This window comes from Pseudomonas tructae, assembly GCF_004214895.1.
In the GTDB taxonomy this organism is placed as follows: Bacteria; Pseudomonadota; Gammaproteobacteria; order Pseudomonadales; family Pseudomonadaceae; genus Aquipseudomonas; species Aquipseudomonas tructae.
The window spans coordinates 4,978,219-4,999,684 of sequence record NZ_CP035952.1 but is presented as its reverse complement, the minus strand read 5'-3'; the positions used below and the strand labels follow the sequence as shown (position 1 = coordinate 4,999,684).

Below are 21,466 nucleotides of genomic sequence, written 5' to 3'. Positions count from 1 at the left end.
TCCCATGAGTGAAGCGATCAAACAGTCTGTGAGCCCTGAAGGCATTATTCAGATGCAGGGCGTGAACAAGTGGTACGGCCAGTTCCACGTACTCAAGGACATCAACCTGAACGTGCGCCAGGGCGAGCGCATCGTGCTGTGCGGGCCTTCGGGTTCGGGCAAGTCGACCACCATCCGCTGCCTCAACCGCCTGGAAGAACACCAGCAGGGGCGGATCGTCGTCGATGGTGTGGAGCTGACCAACGACCTCAAGCAGATCGAAGCGATCCGCCGTGAAGTCGGCATGGTGTTCCAGCATTTCAACCTGTTCCCGCACCTGACCATTCTGCAGAACTGCACCCTGGCGCCGATGTGGGTACGCAAAATGCCCAAGCGCAAGGCCGAGGAAATAGCCATGCACTACCTTGAGCGCGTGCGTATTCCGGAGCAGGCCAACAAGTTCCCCGGGCAGCTTTCCGGTGGTCAGCAGCAACGGGTGGCGATTGCCCGGGCGCTGTGCATGAAACCGAAGATCATGTTGTTCGACGAGCCGACTTCAGCACTGGACCCGGAGATGGTCAAGGAAGTGCTCGATACCATGGTTGGCCTGGCGGAAGACGGCATGACCATGCTCTGCGTGACCCACGAGATGGGCTTTGCCCGCACCGTGGCGAACCGGGTGATCTTCATGGACAAAGGCGAGATTGTGGAGCAGGCGGCGCCGGACGACTTCTTCGACCGGCCGCAGAATGATCGGACCAAGCTGTTCTTGAGCCAGATTCTGCACTGATACCATCGCGGGGCAAGCCCGCTCCCACAGGTACAGCAGTTTCCCTGTGGGAGCGGGCTTGCCCCGCGATGTATTTCAGGCCGTCAGTTTTCTTCTTTGGCCGCCGGTGCCGGCGGTGGACGCAAGCCGATCTCGGCAGTCAGCTTGAGCTCCTTGCCATTGCGCATGACCTGGATCGCTACCTTGTCGTTGGGTTTGATCCGCGCCACCTGGTTCATCGAACGGCGGCCATCGCCCGCCGGTTCGCCATTGATGCTCAGGATCACGTCACCCAGTTCCAGGCCGGCTTTCTGCGCCGGGCCATCACGGAAAATCCCCGCCACGACGATACCCGGACGCCCCTGCATGCCGAACGACTCGGCCAGTTCCTGGCTCAGCGGCTGCACCTCGATACCCAACCAGCCACGAATCACCTGCCCGTGCTCGATGATCGACTTCATCACTTCCAGCGCCAGCTTGGTCGGAATGGCAAAGCCGATGCCCTGCGAGCCGCCGGACTTGGAGAAGATCGCGGTGTTGATGCCGGTCAGGTTGCCGTTGGCGTCGACCAGCGCACCACCGGAGTTGCCCGGGTTGATGGCGGCGTCGGTCTGGATGAAGTCTTCGTAGTTGTTCAGGCCCAGCTGGTTACGCCCGGTGGCGCTGATGATGCCCATGGTCACGGTCTGGCCGACGCCGAAGGGGTTGCCGATGGCCAGGGCGACATCGCCGATATGGATGTTGTCCGAGCGGCCGATGGTGATCGAAGGCAGGTTCTTCAGGTCGATCTTGAGTACCGCAAGGTCAGTTTCCGGGTCGCTGCCGATCACCCGTGCCAGGGTTTCGCGGCCGTCCTTGAGCGCCACCACGATCTGGTCGGCGCCGGAGGTCACGTGGTTGTTGGTCAGCAGATAGCCTTCGGGGCTCATGATCACGGCCGAACCCAGGCTCGACTCCCAACGGCGCTGCTTGGGCAGGTTGTCACCGAAGAAACGGCGGAACTGCGGGTCTTCGAACAGCGGGTGAGCGGTCTTGTTGACCACCTTGGTGGTGTACAGGTTTGCCACTGCCGGTGCGGCGATGCTCACGGCGTCGGCATAGGACACCGGCCCCTGCATGATCCGCGTGGTTTGCGGGGCCTGTTGCAGGTTGACGTCCTGGCTGGGCAGGCCGACCCATTGCGGGAAGCGCTGGATGACCAGCAGGGCGATCAGCACGCCGACCAGCAGCGGCCAGCCAAAATAACGCAAAGCCTTGAACATTGAACGAATCCTGGGAGTTGGCAGAGGGCCGCAAACAGCTGGGGGCGTGAACGCGCGCGATCATACTGCGCTCGGGCTTGTGCAGGAACTGTTAAATCGTCACCAAAGCCAACAACCGATACCCCCGGGCAACTGCCGTCGGTTTCCCCAAACCCGGCGACGGCCCATAATGGCGCTCATTATACGGGGCCTTGGGCCGCGCTGAACTGCGAAATTGAGGAGTCTTTCCATGGCTGTTGCCCTGAGTACCCTGGTCGAGGAAGCCGAACGCTACCTCGGCAGCGCCAAAATCCAGGACTACTGCCCCAACGGCCTGCAGGTCGAGGGGCGCCCGCAGGTGACCCGCATCGTTAGCGGCGTCACCGCAAGCCAGGCTTTGCTCGACGCCGCCGTCGAGGCCAACGCCGACCTGGTGCTGGTGCACCATGGCTACTTCTGGAAGGGCGAAAACCCGTGCATCACCGGCATGAAGCAGCGCCGGCTGAAGACTTTGCTGAAAAACGATCTGAGCCTGTTGTCCTATCACCTGCCGCTGGACCTGCACCCGGAAGTGGGCAACAACGTGCAACTGGCACGGCAGCTCGACATCACCGTTGAAGGCCCGCTGGACCCACAGAACCCGCGGGTCGTTGGCCTGGTCGGGTCGTTGGCCGAGCCGATGTCGGCGCGGGATTTTGCCCGCAAGGTGCAGGAGGTGATGGGCCGCGAGCCGCTGCTGATCGAAGGTGAGCAGATCATCCGCCGGGTTGGCTGGTGCACAGGCGGCGGCCAGGGTTACATCGACCAGGCGATTACCGCCGGTGTCGACCTGTACTTGAGTGGCGAGGCCTCCGAGCAGACCTTCCATAGCGCCCGCGAAAACGGCATCAGTTTCATTGCCGCCGGCCACCATGCCACCGAGCGTTACGGGGTGCAGGCGCTGGGTGATTACCTGGCCCGGCGCTTTGCCCTGGAGCACCTGTTCATCGACTGCCCGAACCCGATCTGAAACTAAAACGGCAGGGCATATTCTTATACTGTTTCGTTCTAGTTGGCCGTCTAAATAGAATTGGGCGCTGTGATACAGTGGCTCGCTCGAACACGGCCCGCTGGCCGTCCATAAGATCGTATTTCCGTGAGTAGCCATGGTCGACAAACTGACGCACTTGAAACAGTTGGAGGCGGAAAGCATCCACATCATTCGTGAGGTGGCCGCCGAGTTCGATAACCCGGTGATGCTGTACTCGATTGGCAAGGACTCGGCCGTGATGCTGCACCTGGCGCGCAAAGCCTTCTTCCCGGGCAAGCTGCCGTTCCCGGTGATGCACGTCGACACCCAGTGGAAATTCCAGGAGATGTACAGCTTCCGCGACAAGATGGTCGAGGAAATGGGCCTGGAGCTGATTACTCACGTCAACCCTGATGGCGTCGCCCAGGGCATCAACCCGTTCACCCACGGCAGTGCCAAGCACACCGACATCATGAAGACCGAAGGCCTCAAGCAGGCCCTCGACAAGTACGGCTTCGATGCTGCCTTTGGTGGCGCGCGCCGCGACGAAGAGAAGTCGCGGGCCAAGGAGCGGGTCTATTCGTTCCGCGACAGCAAGCACCGCTGGGACCCGAAGAATCAGCGCCCCGAGTTGTGGAACGTCTACAACGGCAAGGTCAACAAGGGCGAATCGATTCGCGTGTTCCCGCTGTCGAACTGGACCGAGCTGGATATCTGGCAGTACATCTACCTTGAAGGCATCCCGATCGTGCCGCTGTACTTCGCCGCCGAACGCGAAGTCATCGAGAAGAACGGCACCCTGATCATGATCGACGACGCGCGCATCCTCGAGCACCTCTCGGAGGAAGAAAAGGCCCGCATCGTCAAGAAGAAGGTGCGTTTCCGTACCCTTGGCTGCTACCCGTTGACGGGCGCGGTGGAGTCGGAGGCCGAGAGCCTCACCGACATCATTCAGGAAATGCTCCTGACGCGCACTTCCGAGCGCCAGGGCCGGGTCATCGATCATGATGGCGCAGGCTCCATGGAAGACAAAAAACGTCAGGGCTATTTCTAAGTTAGGGTCTCTTCATGTCGCACCAATCTGATCTGATCAGCGAGGATATCCTCGCTTACCTGGCCCAGCACGAACGCAAAGAACTGCTGCGCTTCCTCACCTGCGGTAACGTCGACGACGGCAAGAGCACCCTGATCGGGCGCCTGCTGCACGACTCGAAGATGATCTATGAAGACCATCTGGAAGCCATTACCCGCGACTCGAAGAAAGTCGGCACCACCGGTGACGACATCGACCTGGCGTTGCTGGTAGATGGCCTGCAGGCCGAGCGTGAGCAGGGCATCACCATCGATGTGGCTTACCGCTACTTTTCCACCGCCAAGCGCAAGTTCATCATCGCCGACACTCCGGGCCACGAGCAGTACACCCGCAACATGGCCACCGGTGCTTCGACCTGCGATCTGGCGATCATCCTCGTCGATGCCCGCTACGGCGTGCAGACCCAGACCCGTCGGCACAGCTACATTGCCTCGTTGCTGGGCATCAAGCACATCGTCGTCGCGGTCAACAAGATGGACCTCAAAGGCTTCGACGAAGGCGTGTTCGAGAGCATCAAGGCCGACTACCTGAAGTTTGCCGAAGCCATCAACATGGCTCCGAGCAGCCTGCACTTTGTGCCGATGTCGGCGCTCAAGGGCGACAACGTGGTCAACCGCAGCGAGCGTTCGCCGTGGTACACGGGCCCGGCGCTGATGGAAATCCTCGAAACCGTCGAAGTCGCGGCCGACCGCAACTTCACCGACCTGCGTTTCCCGGTGCAGTACGTCAACCGCCCGAACCTGAACTTCCGTGGTTTTGCCGGCACCCTGGCCAGCGGTGTGGTGCACAAGGGCGATGAAGTCGTTGTGCTGCCGTCGGGCAAGAGCAGCCGGGTCAAGTCTATCGTCACCTTCGAAGGTGAGCTGGAAAACGCCGGCCCCGGTCAGGCCGTGACCCTGACCATGGAAGACGAGATCGACATCTCCCGTGGCGACCTGCTGGTGCACGCCGACAACGTACCGCAGGTGGCCGACCAGTTCGACGCCATGCTGGTATGGATGGCCGAAGAGCCGATGCTGCCGGGCAAGAAATACGACATCAAGCGCGCCACCAGCTACGTGCCGGGCTCGATTGCCAGCATCGCCCACAAGGTCGATGTGAATACCCTGGAGCAGGGCACGGCCAGTTCTTTGCAACTGAACGAGATCGGCAAGGTCAAGGTCAGCCTCGACGCCCCGATCGCCCTGGACGGCTATGACAGCAACCGCACCACCGGTGCGTTCATCGTCATTGACCGCCTGACCAACGGCACCGTTGGCGCTGGCATGATCATCGCGCCACCGGTTGTGCCCCATGGCACCGTCGGCCAGCATGGTAAACTGGCGCACGTCGCCACCGAAGAACGTGCCCTGCGCTTCGGCCAGCAGCCGGCCACCGTGCTGTTCAGCGGCCTTTCGGGCGCGGGCAAGAGCACCCTGGCCTATGCCGTCGAGCGCAAGCTGTTCGACATGGGCCGAGCGGTGTACGTGCTCGATGGTCAGAACCTGCGCCACGACCTGAACAAGGGCTTGCCGCAAGACCGTGCCGGGCGTACCGAGAACTGGCGTCGTGCCGCGCACGTTGCGCGTCAGTTCAACGAAGCAGGCCTGCTGACCTTGGCTGCCTTCGTCGCCCCGGACGCCGAAGGCCGTGAACAGGCCAAGGCGCTGATCGGCAAGGAGCGTTTGCTCACTGTCTACGTCCAGGCTTCGCCTTTGGCGTGCCGCGAGCGCGACCCCCAGGGCCTGTATGCCGCTGCCGGCGACAACATCCCGGGCGAAAGCTTCCCGTATGACGTACCGCTGGATGCTGACCTGGTGATCGACACCCAGAACCTCAGCCTGGAAGACGGCGTCAAGCAGGTGCTGGAGTTGCTGCGCAAGCGTGGCGCGATCTAGGCATTGCCTGTAAACAGAAAATCCCACCTCGGTGGGGTTTTTTGTGGGCCTCAACACCACCCTCACAGGCCATGGCACGTTGCAACAAATGTGGGAGCGGGCTTGACCCGCGATGCGCCGCGCGGGCGACGCTCGATCTCGAGGGCGCTGTGCCGCGGTGGCGCCCGACTCAACCCTCTTTCAATCCAGCCCGGCCGTTAGCCGCTCGCCATCCCACGATCTGCTGAATAATCTGCCCTGGCGTCTGGGCGTTACCATCGGCCGGATAAAAAATCAGATCTGACCCTTCAGGATGCTCCGTCACTGCGATGAAATGCTCAAGCAAGGTGTCCTGGTAAAACTCGGAACCGGCGGCTTCGATGATTTCCTTGAGCAGACATTCGAACTCGGTTGCCGTGTACTCAGCAAAGTTGCCCTTGAGTAACATCATTGCAGGTCACCATAGAGGCTGATGCATTGTTTGGGCGTCAGGATTCGCAGGTTGTCCATGTCGTTCATCTCGCCACCTTCGCGCGTCGGCATGATATGACGCATTTCATAGGACCGGCGGTTTTTGACGGTCTCTGAAAAAGGCGCTCGGGGTGGATAGCCTTTCTGCATGCGGGCCAGGTTCGGTTTGGAGAGTGGATAGGTGAAATGTGCAGCCGTGCTTACTGTCATTCAGAACGCCCCTTGTATGGAAGTTATGCACCGGTGAAATGCTTCCTGGTGCGCCTCCAGAACAGGATGCGGATTTGTGGGCAGTGATGTCTGTCGTGTTAGGTAGCTGCTTAAGTCAGGACTTTCTTATCAGCGAGAAATTTTCTTCCTACATGGTGCAGATTTTCGAGTGGAGTATCGCGGGGCCGGTCGAATTGTCCCGCGATCATGACTGATCAAATTCAGATGTGCTTTTCCGACACCGGAATCACCCGCTTTTCCTTCACGGCCTTGAACGAGAAACTCGAGTAGATCTCCTTCACCCCCGGCAAGGTCTGCAGCACCTCCCGGGCAAACTCACCGAACGATTCCAGGTCCCGCGCGAGGATTTCCAGGAGGAAGTCATAGCGCCCGGAGATGTTGTGGCAGGCGACGATTTCGGGGATTTCCATCAGTCGCTGCTCGAAGGCGCGGGCCATTTCCTTGGTGTGCGAATCCATCATGATGCTGACAAAAGCGGTTACACCAAAACCGAGGGATTTGGGCGAAAGGATGGCCTGGTAGCCGGTGATGTAGCCGGATTCTTCCAGCAATTTGATGCGTCGCCAGCACGGCGAGGTGGTCAGCGATACCTGATCGGCCAGTTCGGACACGGTCAGCCGGGCGTTGTCCTGCAGCGCCGCGAGCAATGCACGGTCGGTCCGATCGATGGTTGTAGGCATGTTTTACCCTCCCTGGTCTGAAATTGTTGTTTTTATGTCAATAACCCTCCGCGAGGGAGGTCATATTTGGAAAAAATTCAGCACCTCAGTGGCATAAGCTTATAACAAACCACTAGAGGCTGTTTGCCATGAGCGGCTCCAACAATAATTCAGGTTTTGCCACCCGCGCTATCCACCACGGTTATGACCCACTGGAGCACAACGGTGCCTTGGTGCCGCCGGTCTATCAGACCGCCACCTTTGCCTTTCCTACGGTCGAGTACGGCGCGGCCTGCTTTGCCGGAGAACAGGCCGGACACTTCTATAGCCGAATTTCCAACCCCACCCTGGCCCTGCTCGAACAACGCATGGCTTCACTGGAAGGTGGCGAGGCCGGGCTGGCCCTGGCATCGGGAATGGGGGCGATCACTGCCACGCTCTGGACCCTGCTGCGCCCAGGCGATGAAGTGCTGGTGGGGCGGACCCTGTATGGCTGCACCTTCGCCTTTTTGCACCATGGCATCGGTGAGTTCGGGGTCAAGGTCCGGCATGTCGACATGAGCGATGTACAGGCGGTCGCTGCGGCGATCAGTGACAACACCCGGGTGATCTATTTCGAAACCCCGGCCAACCCCAATATGCAGATGGCCGATATCGCAGCAGTGGCCACGCTTGCCCATCAGCACGGCATCAGCGTGGTGGTCGACAACACCTATTGCACCCCTTATTTGCAGCGGCCGCTGGAATTGGGTGCTGACCTGGTGGTGCACTCGGCGACCAAGTACCTCAGCGGCCATGGTGATATCACTGCCGGCCTGGTGGTAGGGCGCAAGGCCCTGGTAGACAGGATTCGCCTGGAAGGCCTGAAGGACATGACCGGTGCGGTGATGTCGCCCCACGACGCCGCCTTGTTGATGCGCGGGATGAAAACCCTGACCCTGCGCATGGAGCGCCACTGCAGCAACGCGCAAACAATCGCTGAATACCTTGAGCAGCAGCCGGAAGTTGAACTGATCAATTACCCCGGCCTGCCAGGGTTTGCTCAGTACGAATTGGCCAAACGGCAGATGCGCATGCCGGGCGGAATGATCGCTTTTGAACTCAAGGGTGGCATCGCCGCCGGTCGGCGTTTCATGAACGCCCTGCAGCTGTTCAGCCGGGCCGTCAGCCTTGGTGATGCCGAATCCCTGGCCCAGCACCCGGCCAGCATGACCCACTCCAGCTATACCCCGGAGGAGCGTGCGCAGTACGGCATTTCTGAAGGGCTGGTGCGGCTGTCGGTGGGCCTTGAGGATATCGACGACCTGCTGGCGGATATTCAACAGGCGCTCAAGGCCTGCGCCTGAACCTTTCACGGACGAGGTCAATGCAATGGTGGCAATGATGAACCTTGTGCCTGGCGAAGGTGTGCCGCGGCGCCTGGGCGATCAGCAGCTCGACAGCGACCCGGGGGAAACCGCCGAGTGGCTGGAGGCGCTGGAGTCGACCCTGCTGCACTGTGGCCCTGAACGTGCGCGGTTTTTGCTGGAGCAGTTGCAGGCCCATGCCCGCGAGCTGGGCCTGGAACACAGTGCCCAGGCCTTTTCGGCCTATCGCAACAGCTTGTCGGTGGAACAGCAGGGCGCCTACCCGGGCGATCTTGAACTCGATGAACGAATTACCAGCATTTTGCGCTGGAACGCCCTGGCCATGGTAATGCGGGCCAACCACGCCTATGGCGACCTGGGTGGGCATATCGCCAGTTATGCCTCGGCGGCAGAGATTTTCGAAGTTGGTTTTCAGCATTTTTTTCGCGGCGAGGCTGGCGGTGAGCAACGTACCGCGGACCTGGTATTTTTCCAGCCACATTCGGCACCGGGCATTTACGCCCGTGCCTTTCTTGAAGGCCGGCTGAGCGAAGAGCAACTGGCCAGCTACCGTCAGGAGGTTGCAGGCAACGGCCTGTGCTCCTATCCGCATCCGTGGCTGATGCCCGACTTCTGGCAGTTTCCCACCGGCTCCATGGGTATCGGGCCAATCAATGCCATCTACCAGGCGAGGTTCATGCGCTACTTGCACAACCGCCGGTTGCTCGACACCAGCGTGCGGCACGTCTGGGGCGTGTTTGGCGATGGCGAGATGGACGAGCCGGAATCGATTGCCGGACTGACCCTGGCCGCCCGCGAGCAACTGGATAACCTGACCTTCGTGGTCAACTGCAACCTGCAGCGCCTGGACGGCCCGGTGCGTGGCAATGGCCAGATCATCCAGGAACTGGAGGCGCTGTTCAGTGGTGCGGGCTGGAACGTGATCAAGGTGCTGTGGGGTTCTGAGTGGGACGCGCTGTTTGCCCGCGACACCGAGCATGTCCTGCTGCGCCAGCTGGCGGCGACACCTGACGGCCAGTTCCAGAACCTCGGGGCCAAGGATGGTGCCTACAACCTCGAGCACTTTTTCAATCAACAGCCGGCCTTGCAAAAGCTGGTCGAGCACATGAGTTCAGCCGAGATCAACGCGCTCAAGCGCGGCGGCCATGATTTTCGCAAACTGTACGCCGCCTTCGCCGCCGCCAAGGCCTGCAAGGGCCGGCCGACGGTGATTCTGGCCAAGACTAAAAAAGGTTATGGCATGAGCGCCGCCGGTGAATCGCGAATGACCGCGCATCAGGCCAAGAAACTCGATGTACAGGCTTTGCTGGCGTTTCGTGACCGCTTTCATTTGCCGTTGTCGGATGTTCAGGTCGAGCAGTTGCAGTTCTATCGCCCTGCTGACGACAGCGCGGAAATGCGCTACTTGCGTGAGCGCCGCGCCGCTCTGGGTGGGCCGCTGCCTGCACGGCGCAGCGATGTGTGCCCGGTGCCGGTACCTGCATTGGAGGCCATGGGCGGCTTCGCCCTGCAGGCCGACGGCAAGGAAATGTCCACCACCATGGCCGCCGTGCGCATGCTCGGTGCCTGGCTCAAAGCGCCGCAGTTAGGGCCTCGTGTGGTGCCGATCGTGGCGGATGAAGCGCGCACCTTTGGCATGGCCAGCCTGTTCCGCCAGATCGGCATCTATTCGCCCCAGGGGCAGTGTTATGAACCGGAAGATGCGGGGTCGCTGCTGTCCTACAAGGAGGCGGCCGATGGCCAACTGCTAGAGGAAGGTATCACCGAGGCGGGGGCGATTTCTTCCTGGGTGGCGGCGGCAACCTCTTATGCCGTGCATGGCGAGCCGATGCTGCCGGTGTACATCTATTACTCGATGTTCGGTTTCCAGCGCGTTGGCGACCTGATCTGGGCCGCCGCCGATCAGCGGGCCCGTGGCCTGCTGTTGGGGGCAACGGCCGGTCGTACCACGCTGGGTGGGGAAGGCCTGCAGCATCAGGATGGCTCAAGTTTGGTGATGGCCTCGATGGTGCCTAACTGCCGCGCCTGGGAGCCTTGTTTTGCCGGTGAGTTGGCGGTGATCCTCGAGTATGCGGCGCGGCGCATGCTCACTGAGCAGCGCGATGAATTCCATTACGTCGCGGTGATGAACGAAAACTATCCACAACCGTCCCTGCCAGCGCAGGTGCATGAAGAGGTTTTACGCGGCATGTACCGTTATGTCGAACAGCAGGTATCTGGCGCTCAGGGGCGGGTACGCCTGCTGGGCTCCGGGGCGATCCTGCGCGAAGTCATCGCCGCCAGTGAATTGCTGGCCAGCGACTGGCAGGTTGCCAGTGAAGTGTTCAGCGTCACCAGTTTCAGCGAACTGGCGCGGGAGGCGCGGGATGTTGACCGCAGTAGCCGGCTGGGGCAGGGCAGTGGCGATCTCAGCCACGTGCAGCGCTGCCTTGATGGTGATGCGCCGGTGATTGCCGCGACCGACTATGTGCGGGCCTGGCCGCAACTGATTGCCGAATACGTGCAAGCGCCTTATGTGACGCTGGGTACTGATGGTTTTGGCCGCAGTGATACCCGCCAGCAGTTGCGGCGCTTCTTCGAGGTCGATCGCTTCAGTATTGTGCTGGCCAGTTTGCACAGCCTGGTGCGCCAGGGTGGGGTGCAGCGGCGGGTGCTGGATGAGGCGCGGCAGAAGTATGGGCACGGGGGGGCAGATGCACCCTGGAATTGCTGAGGTTTTGCTGGCCTCATCGCGGGGCAAGCCCGCTCCTACAACCGCAGCCACAATAAAAAACCCCGCCAGTTGGCGAGGTTTGTGTTTTCAGCGCTTGAGCCCGTAGTGCTCATCGAGCATGCCCGGTGCGTTGGGCGCTTTGGGGGCGTAGTCGCGTGGCACCTCGGTGTCCTTGGGTGGGGTCAGGCGATCACGCGCTGGCTGCACGGCTTCGGAGTGCAGGGCGGCCAGCAGGCGCTGACGGGTGAGTTCGTCCAGGGCCAGGCGGTTGGCGCCTTCAGCCAGATGATCCTGGACGTCCTGGTAACTCTGGGTCAGTTTCTTGACCAGCGCAGCCGTACTGTTGAAGTGAGTAACCACCTCATTCTGGTAGCTGTCGAAACGTTCCTGGATATCGTCCAGCTGACGCTGGGTGCTGCTCGGCGCAGCGTTGGGCAGCAGGCGGGCGACCAGGAAACCAACGACGACACCCACGACGAGGGCCAGGGTCGGCAACAACCAAACTAAGAGCGAGAGTTCCACGAGTCCTTCCTCTATAAACGGCTTTGCTTTACGTTAACGGCTCGGACCTGCGCTGTATACCGCGAACCATCGCAAATATCTCAGACAGAATCATTCAGCTAGACGAGTCGACCCTTCCCCAGGTCACGGAGTTTATCCTTGCTTATCCGCGAAACCCCCGTATTCATCGATGGCCCGGTCGGCCAACTGGAAGCCTTGTACCTCGATGTCGCCGACGCCCGTGGCGTCGTGCTGCTGTGCCACCCCAACCCGGTACAAGGTGGCACCATGATGAACAAGGTGGTGTCGATGCTGCAGCGCACCGCCCGCGATGCGGGCTACATCACCCTGCGTTTCAACTACCGTGGCGTTGGTCAGAGCGCCGGCAGCCACGATATGGGCAGCGGTGAAGTGGACGATGCCCAGGCGGCGGCCAACTGGTTGCTGGAAAAGCACCCGCAGTTGCCACTGACCCTGATGGGCTTCTCCTTCGGCGGCTTTGTCGCTGCCAGCCTCGGCGGACGCCTGGAAGCCCAAAGTATCAACCTCAAGCACCTGTTCATGGTCGCCCCGGCGGTGATGCGCCTGGGCGACAACCCCTTGCCGCAGTACGGCGAACTGACCGTCATCCAGCCAGAAACCGACGAAGTGATCGATCCGCAGATCGTCTACGATTGGTCCGACGCACTGTCACGCCCCCATGACCTGCTGAAAGTGGCAGAATGCGGACACTTTTTCCATGGCAAGCTCACCGACCTCAAGGAACTGGTGCTGCCGCGCCTTTCGAACTGATACAAGCCTGATAAGCGATTACCCATGACTACGCGCATCCTTACCGGTATCACCACCACGGGCACGCCTCACCTGGGCAACTACGCCGGTGCCATCCGCCCGGCGATCCTCGCCAGCCGTGAGCCGGGTGTCGACTCGTTCTACTTCCTGGCCGACTACCACGCCCTGATCAAATGCGATGACCCGCAGCGCATTCAGCGCTCGCGCCTGGAAATCGCCGCGACCTGGCTGGCCGGTGGCCTGGACCCGGAACGGGTGACTTTCTATCGCCAGTCCGACATCCCGGAAATCCCCGAACTGACCTGGCTGCTGACCTGTGTCGCGGCCAAGGGCCTGCTCAACCGTGCGCACGCCTACAAGGCCTCGGTGGACAAGAATGTCGAGAACGGTGAAGACCCGGATGCCGGTATCAGCATGGGCCTGTACAGCTACCCGGTACTGATGGCTGCCGATATCCTGATGTTCAATGCCAACAAGGTGCCGGTCGGTCGCGACCAGATCCAGCACGTGGAGATGGCCCGCGATATCGGCCAGCGCTTCAACCACCTGTTCGGCCAGGGCAAGGAATTCTTCGCCATGCCCGAAGCGCTGATCGAGGAAAGCGTGGCCACCCTGCCGGGCCTGGACGGGCGCAAAATGTCCAAGAGCTACGACAACACCATCCCGTTGTTCACCAGCGCCAAGGATATGAAGGATGCCATCTCGCGCATCGTCACTGACTCCCGCGCCCCGGGCGAAGCCAAGGATCCGGACAACGCGCACCTGTTCACCTTGTTCCAGGCCTTTGCCACCGCTGCCCAGGCTGATGAATTCCGTAGCGAACTGCTCCAGGGGCTGGGCTGGGGCGAAGCCAAACAGCGCCTGTTCCAGTTGCTCGATGGCCAGTTGAGCGAGCCACGCGAGCGTTATCACCAGTTGATCAGCCGCCCGGCCGACCTTGAGGACATCCTCCTGGCCGGTGCGCAAAAAGCCCGCAAGGTGGCTACGCCGTTCCTTGAGGAACTGCGTGAGGCGGTGGGCCTGCGTTCGTTCCGCAGCGTCGAGCAGGGCACTGCCCAGGTCAAGAAAAAGGCAGCCAAGACGGCGCGCTTCGTCAGCTTCCGTGAAGATGACGGCAGCTTCCGCTTCCGCCTGCTGGCCGCCGATGGCGAGCAACTGCTGTTGTCGCGCAACTTCGCCGACGGCAAGACCGCCGGTGCGGTGAGCAAGCAACTGCAACTGGGCGGCGATCTCGACGTGCGTCACGAAGGCCTGGGCTTCAGCCTGTGGCTGGAAGGCGAGTGCGTCGGTGACGGCCCGCAGTTTGCCGATGGCGCTGCCCGTGACGCGGCAATCGAATCCCTGCGTGCGGCCCTGGTGCCCCAGCAGGACTGAACGGCTTATCGGAAGTCTGATTGCCATTATCCCGGGCCGTCGCTACAGTGACGGCCCGTTTTTGTTACCTTGCTAACGAATTATGACGCCCCTAGAACGATATCAAGCAGATCTCAAACGCCCTGAATTCTTCCATGACGCCGCGCAAGAAACGGCTGTGCGTCATCTGCAGCGCCTGTACGACGATCTGATCGCGGCGCAGAACAGCAAGCCGGGCGTGTTCGGCAAGCTGTTCGGCAAGAAGGACCAGGCACCGGTCAAGGGCTTGTACTTCTGGGGTGGGGTAGGCCGCGGCAAGACCTACCTGGTCGATACCTTCTTCGAAGCGCTACCGTTCAAGCAGAAGTCGCGTACGCACTTCCACCGCTTCATGAAGCGCGTCCATGAGGAAATGAAAACCCTCAAGGGCGAGAAGAACCCGCTGACCATCATCGCCAAGCGCTTCTCCGAAGAGGCGCGGGTGATCTGCTTTGACGAGTTCTTCGTCTCCGACATCACCGACGCGATGATCCTCGGCACCCTGATGGAGGAGTTGTTCAAGAACGGCGTGACCCTGGTGGCCACCTCCAACATCGTGCCCGACGGCCTGTACAAGGACGGCTTGCAGCGTGCGCGCTTCTTGCCGGCGATTGCCCTGATCAAGCAGAACACCGAGATCGTCAACGTCGACAGCGGCGTCGACTATCGCCTGCGCCACCTGGAGCAGGCCGAGCTGTTCCACTTCCCGCTCGACGAAGCCGCCCACGAAAGCCTGCGCAAGAGCTTCCGTGCACTGACGCCGGAATGCACCCAGGCGGTCGAGAACGACGTGCTGGTGATCGAGAACCGCGAGATTCGCGCGCTGCGTACCTGCGACGACGTCGCCTGGTTCGAGTTCCGCGAACTGTGCGACGGTCCGCGCAGCCAGAACGACTACATCGAATTGGGCAAGATTTTCCATGCCGTGCTGCTTAGCGACGTCGAGCAGATGAGTGTGGCGACCGACGACATCGCCCGTCGCTTCATCAACATGGTCGACGAATTCTATGACCGCAACGTCAAGTTGATCATCTCGGCCGAGGTCGAGCTCAAGGACCTGTACACCGGTGGTCGTTTGACCTTCGAGTTCCAGCGTACCCTGAGCCGCTTGCTGGAGATGCAGTCCCACGAATTCCTGTCGCGGGCGCACAAGCCCTAATCGGCGGCGCCTTCATCGCGGGGCAAGCCCGCTCCCACCGTGGGAGCGGGCTTGCCCCGCGATGAGGCCTTTCAGGCCTCCTGCATGAACTGCTGCCGATACTGATTCGGCGACAACTCCGTGTGCTGCCTGAACAAGCGGGCAAAGAAACTCGCATCGTCATAACCCACTTCATAGCTGATGGTCTTGATGCTCTTGCGCGTGCCCGACAGCAAGCCCTTGGCGGTTTCGATGCGCAGTCGTTGCAGGTAATGCAGCGGCTTGTCGCCGGTGGCGCTCTGGAAGCGGCGCATGAAGTTACGGATGCTCATGCCATGGTTGCGGGCGACATCCTCGAAGCGGAACTTGTCGGCAAAATGCTCTTCGAGCCAGTGCTGGATCTGCAGGATGATCAGGTCCTGGTGCAGCTTCTGCCCGCCAAAGCCCATGCGCCCCGGCGTGTAGTTGCGCTGCACTTCGTAGAGGATGTCGCGGGCCACTGCTTGCGCCACATTGGCTCCGCAGAAGCGCTCGATCAGGTAGATGTACAGGTCGCAGGCCGAGGTGGTACCGCCGGCGCAGTAGAGGTTGTCGGCGTCGGTCAGGTGCTTGTCCTGGTTGAGGCTGACTTTGGGGAAGCGCTCTTGGAACTGGCTGAAGAAGCGCCAGTAGGTGGTCGCCTCCTTGCCATCGAGCAGCCCGGCTTCGGCCAGCCAGAACACGCCGCTGGCTTCACCGCAGAGCACTGCGCCGCGGGCGTGCTGCTCACGTAGCCAAGGCAGCACTTGCGGGTAGCGCTGACACAGGGCGTCGAAATCGTCCCAGAAGGCCGGCAGGATGATGATGTCGGCCTGCTCCAGGCCACTGTCGACCGGCAGCATCACGTCGCTGAAGCTGCGCACCGGCTGGCCGTCAGGGCTCACCAGGCGGGTTTCGAACATCGGTTGCAGGCCCAGGCCCAATTGCTTGCTGTAGCGCAGGCTGGCCAGGTGGAAGAAATCCTTGGCCTGCATCAGGGTCGATGCGAAGACATTGTCGATGGCCAGGATGCTGACGCGCCGCAAGGACGCCGTGGGTTGGGTAAACATCATTTTCTTTATTCTTATAGGGTAGAGTGGTCAATCACCGGCTGGATCGTCTTATTTTTTGGCGATTGTGTCTACCCTCGGTTTTGAGGGCGCGGGGCAAGCCCGCTCCCACAGCTCCTATGGCGCGGGGTTGGGCTGTTCCTGATGGATGGCCTCGATGCCCGCCAGCAGCTCATCGCTGAGCTTGAGGTCGACGCTGGCCAGGTTGCTGTCCAGTTGCTCAAGGGTGGTGGCGCCGATGATGTTGCTGGTCACGAACGGTTGACGGGTGACGAAGGCCAGGGCCATCTGCGCCGGGTCCAGGCCGTGGTCGCGGGCCAGCTTCACGTAGCGGCTGCAAGCAGCCACGGTTTGCGGGTTGGAGTAGCGCGAGAAGCGGTTGAACAGGGTCAGGCGGCCTGCGGCCGGGCGCGCGCCGTTCTCGTATTTACCCGAGAGCATGCCAAAAGCCAGGGGCGAGTAGGCCAGCAGGCCGCACTGTTCGCGGATGGCGATTTCCGCCAGGCCCACCTCGAAGCTGCGGTTGAGCAGGTTGTAGGGGTTCTGGATCGATACCGCGCGGCTCCAGCCACGGCTTTCGGCCAGTTGCAGGAACTTCATGGTGCCCCACGGGGTTTCGTTGGACAGGCCGATGTGGCGGATCTTGCCGGCCTTGACCTGCTCGTCGAGTACTTCGAGGGTTTCTTCCAGTGGGGTGAACAGGTCCTGCGGCGCGTGCTGGTAGCCCAGCTTGCCGAAGAAATTGGTGCTGCGCTCGGGCCAGTGCAACTGGTACAGGTCGATCCAGTCGGTCTGCAGGCGCTTGAGGCTGTCGTCGAGGGCGGCCACGATGTGCTGGCGGTTGTGCTTGAGCAGGCCGTCGCGAATATGGTTGATACCGTTGCCGGGGCCGGCGACCTTGCTGGCCAGGATCCAGTCGGCGCGATCGCCGCGCTGGCCAAACCAGTTGCCGATGATTCGCTCGGTGGCGGCGTAGGTTTCCGGGCGGGGAGGGACGGGGTACATCTCGGCGGTATCGATGAAGTTGATCCCGGCGGCCTTGGCCCGTTCGATCTGGGCGAAGGCCTGCGCCTGGTCGTTCTGCTCGCCCCAGGTCATGCTGCCCAGGCACAGGGCGCTGACATTGAGGTCGGTTCGGCCCAGCTGGCGATAGTCCATGCGGCGGCTTCCTGAGTAAAAGAAGCATAAAAGCAGGTTGAATTTTTTTTCGCAATCTGGATAATTCAGCCCCTCTCGGTGTGGTGGGAGTGATGCCCCGCTCACAGAAGAACCCTGCCGAATATTGGACGCGCTGACCCGAGCCCCCGATAGCGTCCGTGTGCGGCTGTGTCCTTGACTTGTCAAGGTGCGCACTATCCAGTAAGATCTGCCGTCTTATTTTCGCTGGGCGGCCCCTGAGGCTATAAAGAATGAAAACTTTTACTGCTAAACCGGAAACAGTAAAGCGCGACTGGTTCGTCGTTGATGCTGCTGGCAAGACCCTGGGTCGTCTGGCCACTGAGATCGCGAGCCGTCTGCGTGGCAAGCACAAGCCAGAGTACACTCCTCACGTTGACACCGGCGACTACATCGTCGTCATCAACGCCGAGCAGATCCGTGTCACTGGTGCCAAGACTTCGGACAAAATTTACTACTCCCACTCCGGCTTCCCGGGCGGTATCAAGGAAATCAACTTCGAGAAGTTGATCGCCAAGGCCCCAGAGCGCGTGATCGAGACCGCGGTTAAAGGCATGCTGCCTAAGAACCCACTGGGTCGCGACATGTACCGTAAGCTGAAAGTCTATGCGGGCGCTACTCACCCTCATACTGCTCAGCAGCCCCAAGAACTGAAGATTTAACGGAATAGTTCATTATGTCGGCGACTCAAAATTACGGCACTGGCCGTCGCAAGACCGCAACCGCTCGCGTTTTCCTGCGTCCAGGTACCGGTAACATCTCCATCAACAACCGTTCTCTGGACGTGTTCTTCGGTCGTGAAACCGCGCGCATGGTAGTACGCCAGCCGCTGGAACTGACCGAGACCACCGAAAAGTTCGACATCTACGTCACCGTTATCGGTGGTGGTGTCAGCGGCCAGGCCGGTGCGATCCGTCACGGTATCACCCGTGCACTGATGGACTACGACGAAACCCTGCGTGGCGCTCTGCGTCGTGCTGGCTACGTCACCCGCGACGCTCGTGAAGTTGAGCGTAAGAAAGTGGGTCTGCGTAAAGCACGTAAGCGTCCTCAGTACTCCAAGCGTTAATTTCGCTTCGGCGTTCAAAAAAAGCCCGGTTCCTGGTGGAACCGGGCTTTTTTTATGTCTTGAATAACTATGCTGTTGTTTACTGTGACAACTTGCCGCATAGACGCAAGTCAAGAGTTACAAGGGATAGCGGGGTGGCACTAGGCTAATCACCTTGTCAGAGAAGGGTCTTTTCATTACCATGCGGCAAATTTTTAGCGGTTCAGAAATTACTTAGTAGATGCCTGTTGCAACAGGCCATAAAGCTGATGGGAGAGGACTGAATGAGCAATGACGGCGTCAATGCAGGCCGGCGTCGCTTCCTCGTAGCAGCCACATCCGTGGTGGGTGCTGCAGGAGCGGTGGGGGCTGCGGTCCCGTTCGTAGGGTCATGGTTTCCCAGTGCCAAGGCGAAAGCCGCTGGTGCACCGGTGAAGGTCAATATCGCCAAGGTAGAGCCTGGTCAGCAGATGATTGCTGAATGGCGCGGCCAACCGGTGTTCATCGTCCGTCGTACCGAAGAGATCCTCGGTAACCTCAAGAAGATTACCGGCGACCTCTCCGACCCCGAGTCCAAGGCTTCGGTGCAGCCGACCTACGTCGATCCGTCGAACCGCTCGATCAAGCCGGAGATTCTCGTGCTGGTCGGTCTGTGCACCCACCTGGGCTGTTCGCCGACCTTCCGCCCGGAAGTGGCACCTGTCGACCTGGGTCCGAAGTGGGTCGGTGGCTATTTCTGCCCGTGCCACGGTTCCCACTACGACCTGGCTGGCCGCGTCTACAAATCGCAGCCGGCACCGCTCAATCTGCCAGTGCCGCCGCACTCTTATGAGTCGGACGACATCATCGTCGTCGGCGTCGATCAGGAGAACGCGTGATGAGTAAGTTAATGGATTGGGTTGACGCCCGCTTCCCCGCGACCAAGATGTGGGAAGACCATCTCAGCAAGTACTACGCCCCGAAGAACTTCAACTTCTTCTACTTTTTCGGCTCCCTGGCCCTGCTGGTGCTGGTCAACCAGATCGTCACCGGTGTGTGGCTGACCATGAGCTTCACCCCTTCGGCCGAAGAGGCGTTCGCCTCGGTCGAATACATCATGCGTGACGTCGAATACGGCTGGATCCTGCGCTACCTGCACTCCACCGGGGCTTCGGCATTCTTCATCGTCGTTTACCTGCACATGTTCCGTGGCCTGCTGTACGGCTCGTACCAGAAGCCTCGCGAGCTGGTCTGGGTGTTCGGCATGCTGATCTACCTGGCGCTGATGGCTGAAGCCTTCATGGGTTACCTGCTGCCGTGGGGCCAGATGTCCTACTGGGGTGCCCAGGTGATCATCTCGCTGTTCGGTGCCATTCCGGTGATCGGCGACGACCTGACCCAGTGGATCCGCGGTGACTACCTGATCTCCGGCATCACCCTGAACCGCTTCTTCGCCCTGCACGTGGTGGCCCTGCCGATCGTCATCCTCGGCCTGGTGGTGCTGCACATCCTGGCGCTGCACGAGGTGGGTTCGAACAACCCTGATGGCGTCGACATCAAGAAGCACAAAGACGAAAACGGCGTGCCGCTGGATGGCATCGCGTTCCACCCGTACTACACCGTGAAGGATATCGTCGGCGTCGTCGTGTTCCTCTTCGTGTTCTGTGCAATCGTGTTCTTCTTCCCGGAAATGGGCGGTTACTTCCTGGAAAAACCGAACTTCGAACAGGCCAACGCCTTCAAGACCCCTGAGCACATTGCCCCGGTCTGGTACTTCACACCGTTCTACGCAATCTTGCGGGCGGTGCCAGACAAACTCCTGGGTGTCATTGCCATGGGTGCTGCGATTGCCGTGCTGTTCGTCCTGCCGTGGCTGGACCGTAGTCCGGTCAAGTCCATGCGCTACAAGGGCTGGATGAGCAAGAGCTGGCTGGTGGTGTTCTGCATCTCGTTCGTGATCCTGGGTGTGCTCGGCGTTCTGGCGCCAACCCCGGGTCGGACCTTGCTCTCGCAGGTATGCACCTTCCTGTATTTCGCCTACTTCATTCTGATGCCGTTCTACACCAGGCTCGAGAAGACCAAACCGGTTCCGGAAAGGGTGACTGGCTGATGAAAAAGCTATTTGCAGTAATGATCATGGCACTGATGCCAACGCTGGCCTTCGCCGCTTCCGAGCATGGCCCGGTGCTGGACAAGGTGGATATCGATCTGACCGACAAGGCTGCCATGCAGGACGGCGCCCGCACCTTCGCAAACTATTGCATGGGTTGCCACAGCGCCAAGTTCCAGCGTTACGAGCGGGTTGCCGATGACCTGGGTATTCCTCACGAGCTGATGCTCGAGAAGCTGGTGTTCACAGGCGCCAAGATTGGCGATCACATGAAGATCGGCATGAAACCGGACGATGCCAAGACCTGGTTCGGTGCAGCGCCACCTGATCTGACCCTGGTTGCCCGTGTACGCGGTACCGACTGGCTGTACAGCTATCTGCGCAGCTTCTATGAGGACAAGTCGCGTCCGTACGGAGTGAACAACAAGGTTTTCCCGAACGTGGGCATGCCTAACGTGCTGGTTGGCCTGCAAGGCAACCAGGTGATTGGCTGCAAGCAAGTGCAGACTGTGGTCGATGGCAAGAAGCAATACGACCCGCTGACCGGCTCGCCGTTGACCCATGAAGCGTGCGACCAGCTGACCGTGGAGCCGAAATCCGGTACCCTGACGCCAGAGCAGTTCGACGAGAAGGTCAAGAACCTGGTGACCTTCCTGGCCTACTCGGCCAACCCGGTCAAACTGGAAAGCCAGCGCATCGGTACTTATGTGCTGCTGTACCTGGCCTTCTTCTTCGTATTCGCTTACCTGCTCAAGCGCGAATACTGGAAGGACGTGCACTGATCACGCAGTAGTTTCTGGTAGTTGAACGCGCCCTGGGGCGCCTCTGGATCACAGGGGTGCCTCCAGGGCGCG

At 60.6% G+C, this 21,466-nt stretch carries 20 protein-coding genes and 1 pseudogene; 14 read left to right on the top strand and 7 right to left on the bottom strand.

Features of this window, described 5'->3' with window-relative positions:
- Positions 1–4 precede the first annotated feature (4 nt).
- Positions 5–769, top strand: coding sequence for an amino acid ABC transporter ATP-binding protein (locus tag EXN22_RS22845; RefSeq protein WP_130266190.1), 765 nt, complete (start codon positions 5–7; stop codon positions 767–769).
- 73 nt (positions 770–842) lie between these two features.
- On the opposite strand, the pseudogene EXN22_RS22840 reads toward EXN22_RS22845, so the two are convergent.
- Positions 843–2,010 (bottom strand): annotated as a pseudogene (locus tag EXN22_RS22840) (trypsin-like peptidase domain-containing protein); the annotation flags it as partial.
- 229 nt (positions 2,011–2,239) lie between these two features.
- Here EXN22_RS22840 and EXN22_RS22835 point away from each other — a divergent pair.
- From EXN22_RS22835 to cysN, 3 genes are all read left to right on the top strand, one after another.
- Positions 2,240–2,998, top strand: coding sequence for a Nif3-like dinuclear metal center hexameric protein (locus EXN22_RS22835; protein ID WP_130266189.1), 759 nt, complete (start codon positions 2,240–2,242; stop codon positions 2,996–2,998).
- Positions 2,999–3,134: 136 nt separating this feature from the next.
- Entirely contained in the window at positions 3,135–4,052 is a 918-nt protein-coding gene (gene cysD / locus EXN22_RS22830; protein WP_038998836.1) for a sulfate adenylyltransferase subunit CysD, read from the top strand.
- Between the two features lie 14 nt (positions 4,053–4,066).
- Positions 4,067–5,968: a sulfate adenylyltransferase subunit CysN gene (gene cysN, locus EXN22_RS22825; RefSeq protein ID WP_130266188.1), complete on the top strand. Its 1,902-nt coding sequence runs from the start codon at positions 4,067–4,069 to the stop codon at positions 5,966–5,968.
- A 169-nt stretch (positions 5,969–6,137) separates the two neighbouring features.
- Here cysN and EXN22_RS22820 read toward each other — a convergent pair whose 3' ends face one another.
- From EXN22_RS22820 to EXN22_RS22810, 3 genes are all read right to left on the bottom strand, one after another.
- The gene (locus tag EXN22_RS22820; protein ID WP_233281662.1) at positions 6,138–6,398 is read right to left on the bottom strand and encodes a bacteriocin immunity protein; all 261 of its coding nucleotides are present in this window, start codon (positions 6,396–6,398) and stop codon (positions 6,138–6,140) included.
- A complete protein-coding gene (locus EXN22_RS22815) occupies positions 6,395–6,628 on the bottom strand; it encodes a hypothetical protein (protein WP_130266187.1) in 234 nt (77 codons plus the stop codon). The genes EXN22_RS22820 and EXN22_RS22815 overlap by 4 nt, the downstream gene beginning before the upstream one ends.
- A gap of 221 nt (positions 6,629–6,849) precedes the next feature.
- Entirely contained in the window at positions 6,850–7,329 is a 480-nt protein-coding gene (locus tag EXN22_RS22810) for an Lrp/AsnC family transcriptional regulator (protein ID WP_038998839.1), read from the bottom strand.
- A gap of 128 nt (positions 7,330–7,457) precedes the next feature.
- Here EXN22_RS22810 and EXN22_RS22805 point away from each other — a divergent pair, with 128 nt between their 5' ends.
- Both EXN22_RS22805 and mdeB read left to right on the top strand, forming a co-directional pair.
- Positions 7,458–8,654, top strand: a complete 1,197-nt coding sequence (locus tag EXN22_RS22805; RefSeq protein ID WP_130266186.1) for a methionine gamma-lyase — start codon at positions 7,458–7,460, stop codon at positions 8,652–8,654.
- A 37-nt stretch (positions 8,655–8,691) separates the two neighbouring features.
- On the top strand, positions 8,692–11,388 hold the full coding sequence (mdeB, locus tag EXN22_RS22800; protein ID WP_233281661.1) for an alpha-ketoglutarate dehydrogenase: 2,697 nt from the start codon (positions 8,692–8,694) through the stop codon (positions 11,386–11,388).
- 87 nt (positions 11,389–11,475) lie between these two features.
- Here the strand turns inward: mdeB and EXN22_RS22795 are convergent, their stop codons facing one another.
- On the bottom strand, positions 11,476–11,910 hold the full coding sequence (locus EXN22_RS22795; RefSeq protein WP_038998843.1) for a YhcB family protein: 435 nt from the start codon (positions 11,908–11,910) through the stop codon (positions 11,476–11,478).
- Positions 11,911–12,048: 138 nt separating this feature from the next.
- Here EXN22_RS22795 and EXN22_RS22790 point away from each other — a divergent pair, with 138 nt between their 5' ends.
- From EXN22_RS22790 to zapE, 3 genes are all read left to right on the top strand, one after another.
- Entirely contained in the window at positions 12,049–12,681 is a 633-nt protein-coding gene (locus EXN22_RS22790) for an alpha/beta hydrolase (RefSeq protein WP_130266184.1), read from the top strand.
- Positions 12,682–12,705: 24 nt separating this feature from the next.
- Positions 12,706–14,055: a tryptophan--tRNA ligase gene (locus EXN22_RS22785; protein WP_130266183.1), complete on the top strand. Its 1,350-nt coding sequence runs from the start codon at positions 12,706–12,708 to the stop codon at positions 14,053–14,055.
- An 82-nt stretch (positions 14,056–14,137) separates the two neighbouring features.
- Complete coding sequence (gene zapE / locus EXN22_RS22780) at positions 14,138–15,232, top strand: cell division protein ZapE (protein WP_130266182.1); 1,095 nt, start codon at positions 14,138–14,140, stop codon at positions 15,230–15,232.
- Positions 15,233–15,303: 71 nt separating this feature from the next.
- Here the strand turns inward: zapE and EXN22_RS22775 are convergent, their stop codons facing one another.
- Together EXN22_RS22775 and EXN22_RS22770 are read right to left on the bottom strand one after the other, a co-directional pair.
- Positions 15,304–16,200, bottom strand: coding sequence for a GlxA family transcriptional regulator (locus EXN22_RS22775; protein WP_165392291.1), 897 nt, complete (start codon positions 16,198–16,200; stop codon positions 15,304–15,306).
- Positions 16,201–16,416: 216 nt separating this feature from the next.
- Positions 16,417–17,457 (bottom strand): NADP(H)-dependent aldo-keto reductase, encoded by a 1,041-nt coding sequence (locus tag EXN22_RS22770; RefSeq protein WP_130266181.1) that lies wholly within the window; start codon positions 17,455–17,457, stop codon positions 16,417–16,419.
- A 251-nt stretch (positions 17,458–17,708) separates the two neighbouring features.
- Between EXN22_RS22770 and rplM the strand changes: the two genes are divergently transcribed.
- The 5 genes from rplM (at position 17,709) to EXN22_RS22745 (ending at position 21,394) form a co-directional block, all read left to right on the top strand.
- A complete protein-coding gene (gene rplM / locus EXN22_RS22765) occupies positions 17,709–18,137 on the top strand; it encodes a 50S ribosomal protein L13 (RefSeq protein WP_130266180.1) in 429 nt (142 codons plus the stop codon).
- 14 nt (positions 18,138–18,151) lie between these two features.
- Positions 18,152–18,544, top strand: coding sequence for a 30S ribosomal protein S9 (rpsI, locus tag EXN22_RS22760; protein WP_036996798.1), 393 nt, complete (start codon positions 18,152–18,154; stop codon positions 18,542–18,544).
- 263 nt (positions 18,545–18,807) lie between these two features.
- A complete protein-coding gene (gene petA, locus EXN22_RS22755; protein WP_010220763.1) occupies positions 18,808–19,401 on the top strand; it encodes a ubiquinol-cytochrome c reductase iron-sulfur subunit in 594 nt (197 codons plus the stop codon).
- Complete coding sequence (locus EXN22_RS22750; protein WP_130266179.1) at positions 19,401–20,612, top strand: cytochrome b; 1,212 nt, start codon at positions 19,401–19,403, stop codon at positions 20,610–20,612. The genes petA and EXN22_RS22750 overlap by 1 nt, the downstream gene beginning before the upstream one ends.
- Entirely contained in the window at positions 20,612–21,394 is a 783-nt protein-coding gene (locus tag EXN22_RS22745) for a cytochrome c1 (protein ID WP_130266178.1), read from the top strand. The genes EXN22_RS22750 and EXN22_RS22745 overlap by 1 nt, the downstream gene beginning before the upstream one ends.
- The last annotated feature ends 72 nt before the right edge of the window (positions 21,395–21,466 follow it).

Bases quoted from the DNA above. Each gene is read 5' to 3' on its own strand.
- EXN22_RS22750 (WP_130266179.1), top strand. From the start codon at position 19,401: ATGAGTAAGTTAATGGATTGGGTTGACGCCCGCTTCCCCGCGACCAAG.
- EXN22_RS22770 (WP_130266181.1), bottom strand. From the start codon at position 17,457: ATGGACTATCGCCAGCTGGGCCGAACCGACCTCAATGTCAGCGCCCTG.
- cysN (WP_130266188.1), top strand. From the start codon at position 4,067: ATGTCGCACCAATCTGATCTGATCAGCGAGGATATCCTCGCTTACCTG.
- zapE (WP_130266182.1), top strand. From the start codon at position 14,138: ATGACGCCCCTAGAACGATATCAAGCAGATCTCAAACGCCCTGAATTC.
- mdeB (WP_233281661.1), top strand. From the start codon at position 8,692: ATGAACCTTGTGCCTGGCGAAGGTGTGCCGCGGCGCCTGGGCGATCAG.
- rplM (WP_130266180.1), top strand. From the start codon at position 17,709: ATGAAAACTTTTACTGCTAAACCGGAAACAGTAAAGCGCGACTGGTTC.
- cysD (WP_038998836.1), top strand. From the start codon at position 3,135: ATGGTCGACAAACTGACGCACTTGAAACAGTTGGAGGCGGAAAGCATC.
- EXN22_RS22805 (WP_130266186.1), top strand. From the start codon at position 7,458: ATGAGCGGCTCCAACAATAATTCAGGTTTTGCCACCCGCGCTATCCAC.
- EXN22_RS22820 (WP_233281662.1), bottom strand. From the start codon at position 6,398: ATGATGTTACTCAAGGGCAACTTTGCTGAGTACACGGCAACCGAGTTC.
- EXN22_RS22835 (WP_130266189.1), top strand. From the start codon at position 2,240: ATGGCTGTTGCCCTGAGTACCCTGGTCGAGGAAGCCGAACGCTACCTC.
- EXN22_RS22815 (WP_130266187.1), bottom strand. From the start codon at position 6,628: ATGACAGTAAGCACGGCTGCACATTTCACCTATCCACTCTCCAAACCG.
- rpsI (WP_036996798.1), top strand. From the start codon at position 18,152: ATGTCGGCGACTCAAAATTACGGCACTGGCCGTCGCAAGACCGCAACC.
- EXN22_RS22745 (WP_130266178.1), top strand. From the start codon at position 20,612: ATGAAAAAGCTATTTGCAGTAATGATCATGGCACTGATGCCAACGCTG.
- petA (WP_010220763.1), top strand. From the start codon at position 18,808: ATGAGCAATGACGGCGTCAATGCAGGCCGGCGTCGCTTCCTCGTAGCA.
- EXN22_RS22785 (WP_130266183.1), top strand. From the start codon at position 12,706: ATGACTACGCGCATCCTTACCGGTATCACCACCACGGGCACGCCTCAC.
- EXN22_RS22845 (WP_130266190.1), top strand. From the start codon at position 5: ATGAGTGAAGCGATCAAACAGTCTGTGAGCCCTGAAGGCATTATTCAG.
- EXN22_RS22810 (WP_038998839.1), bottom strand. From the start codon at position 7,329: ATGCCTACAACCATCGATCGGACCGACCGTGCATTGCTCGCGGCGCTG.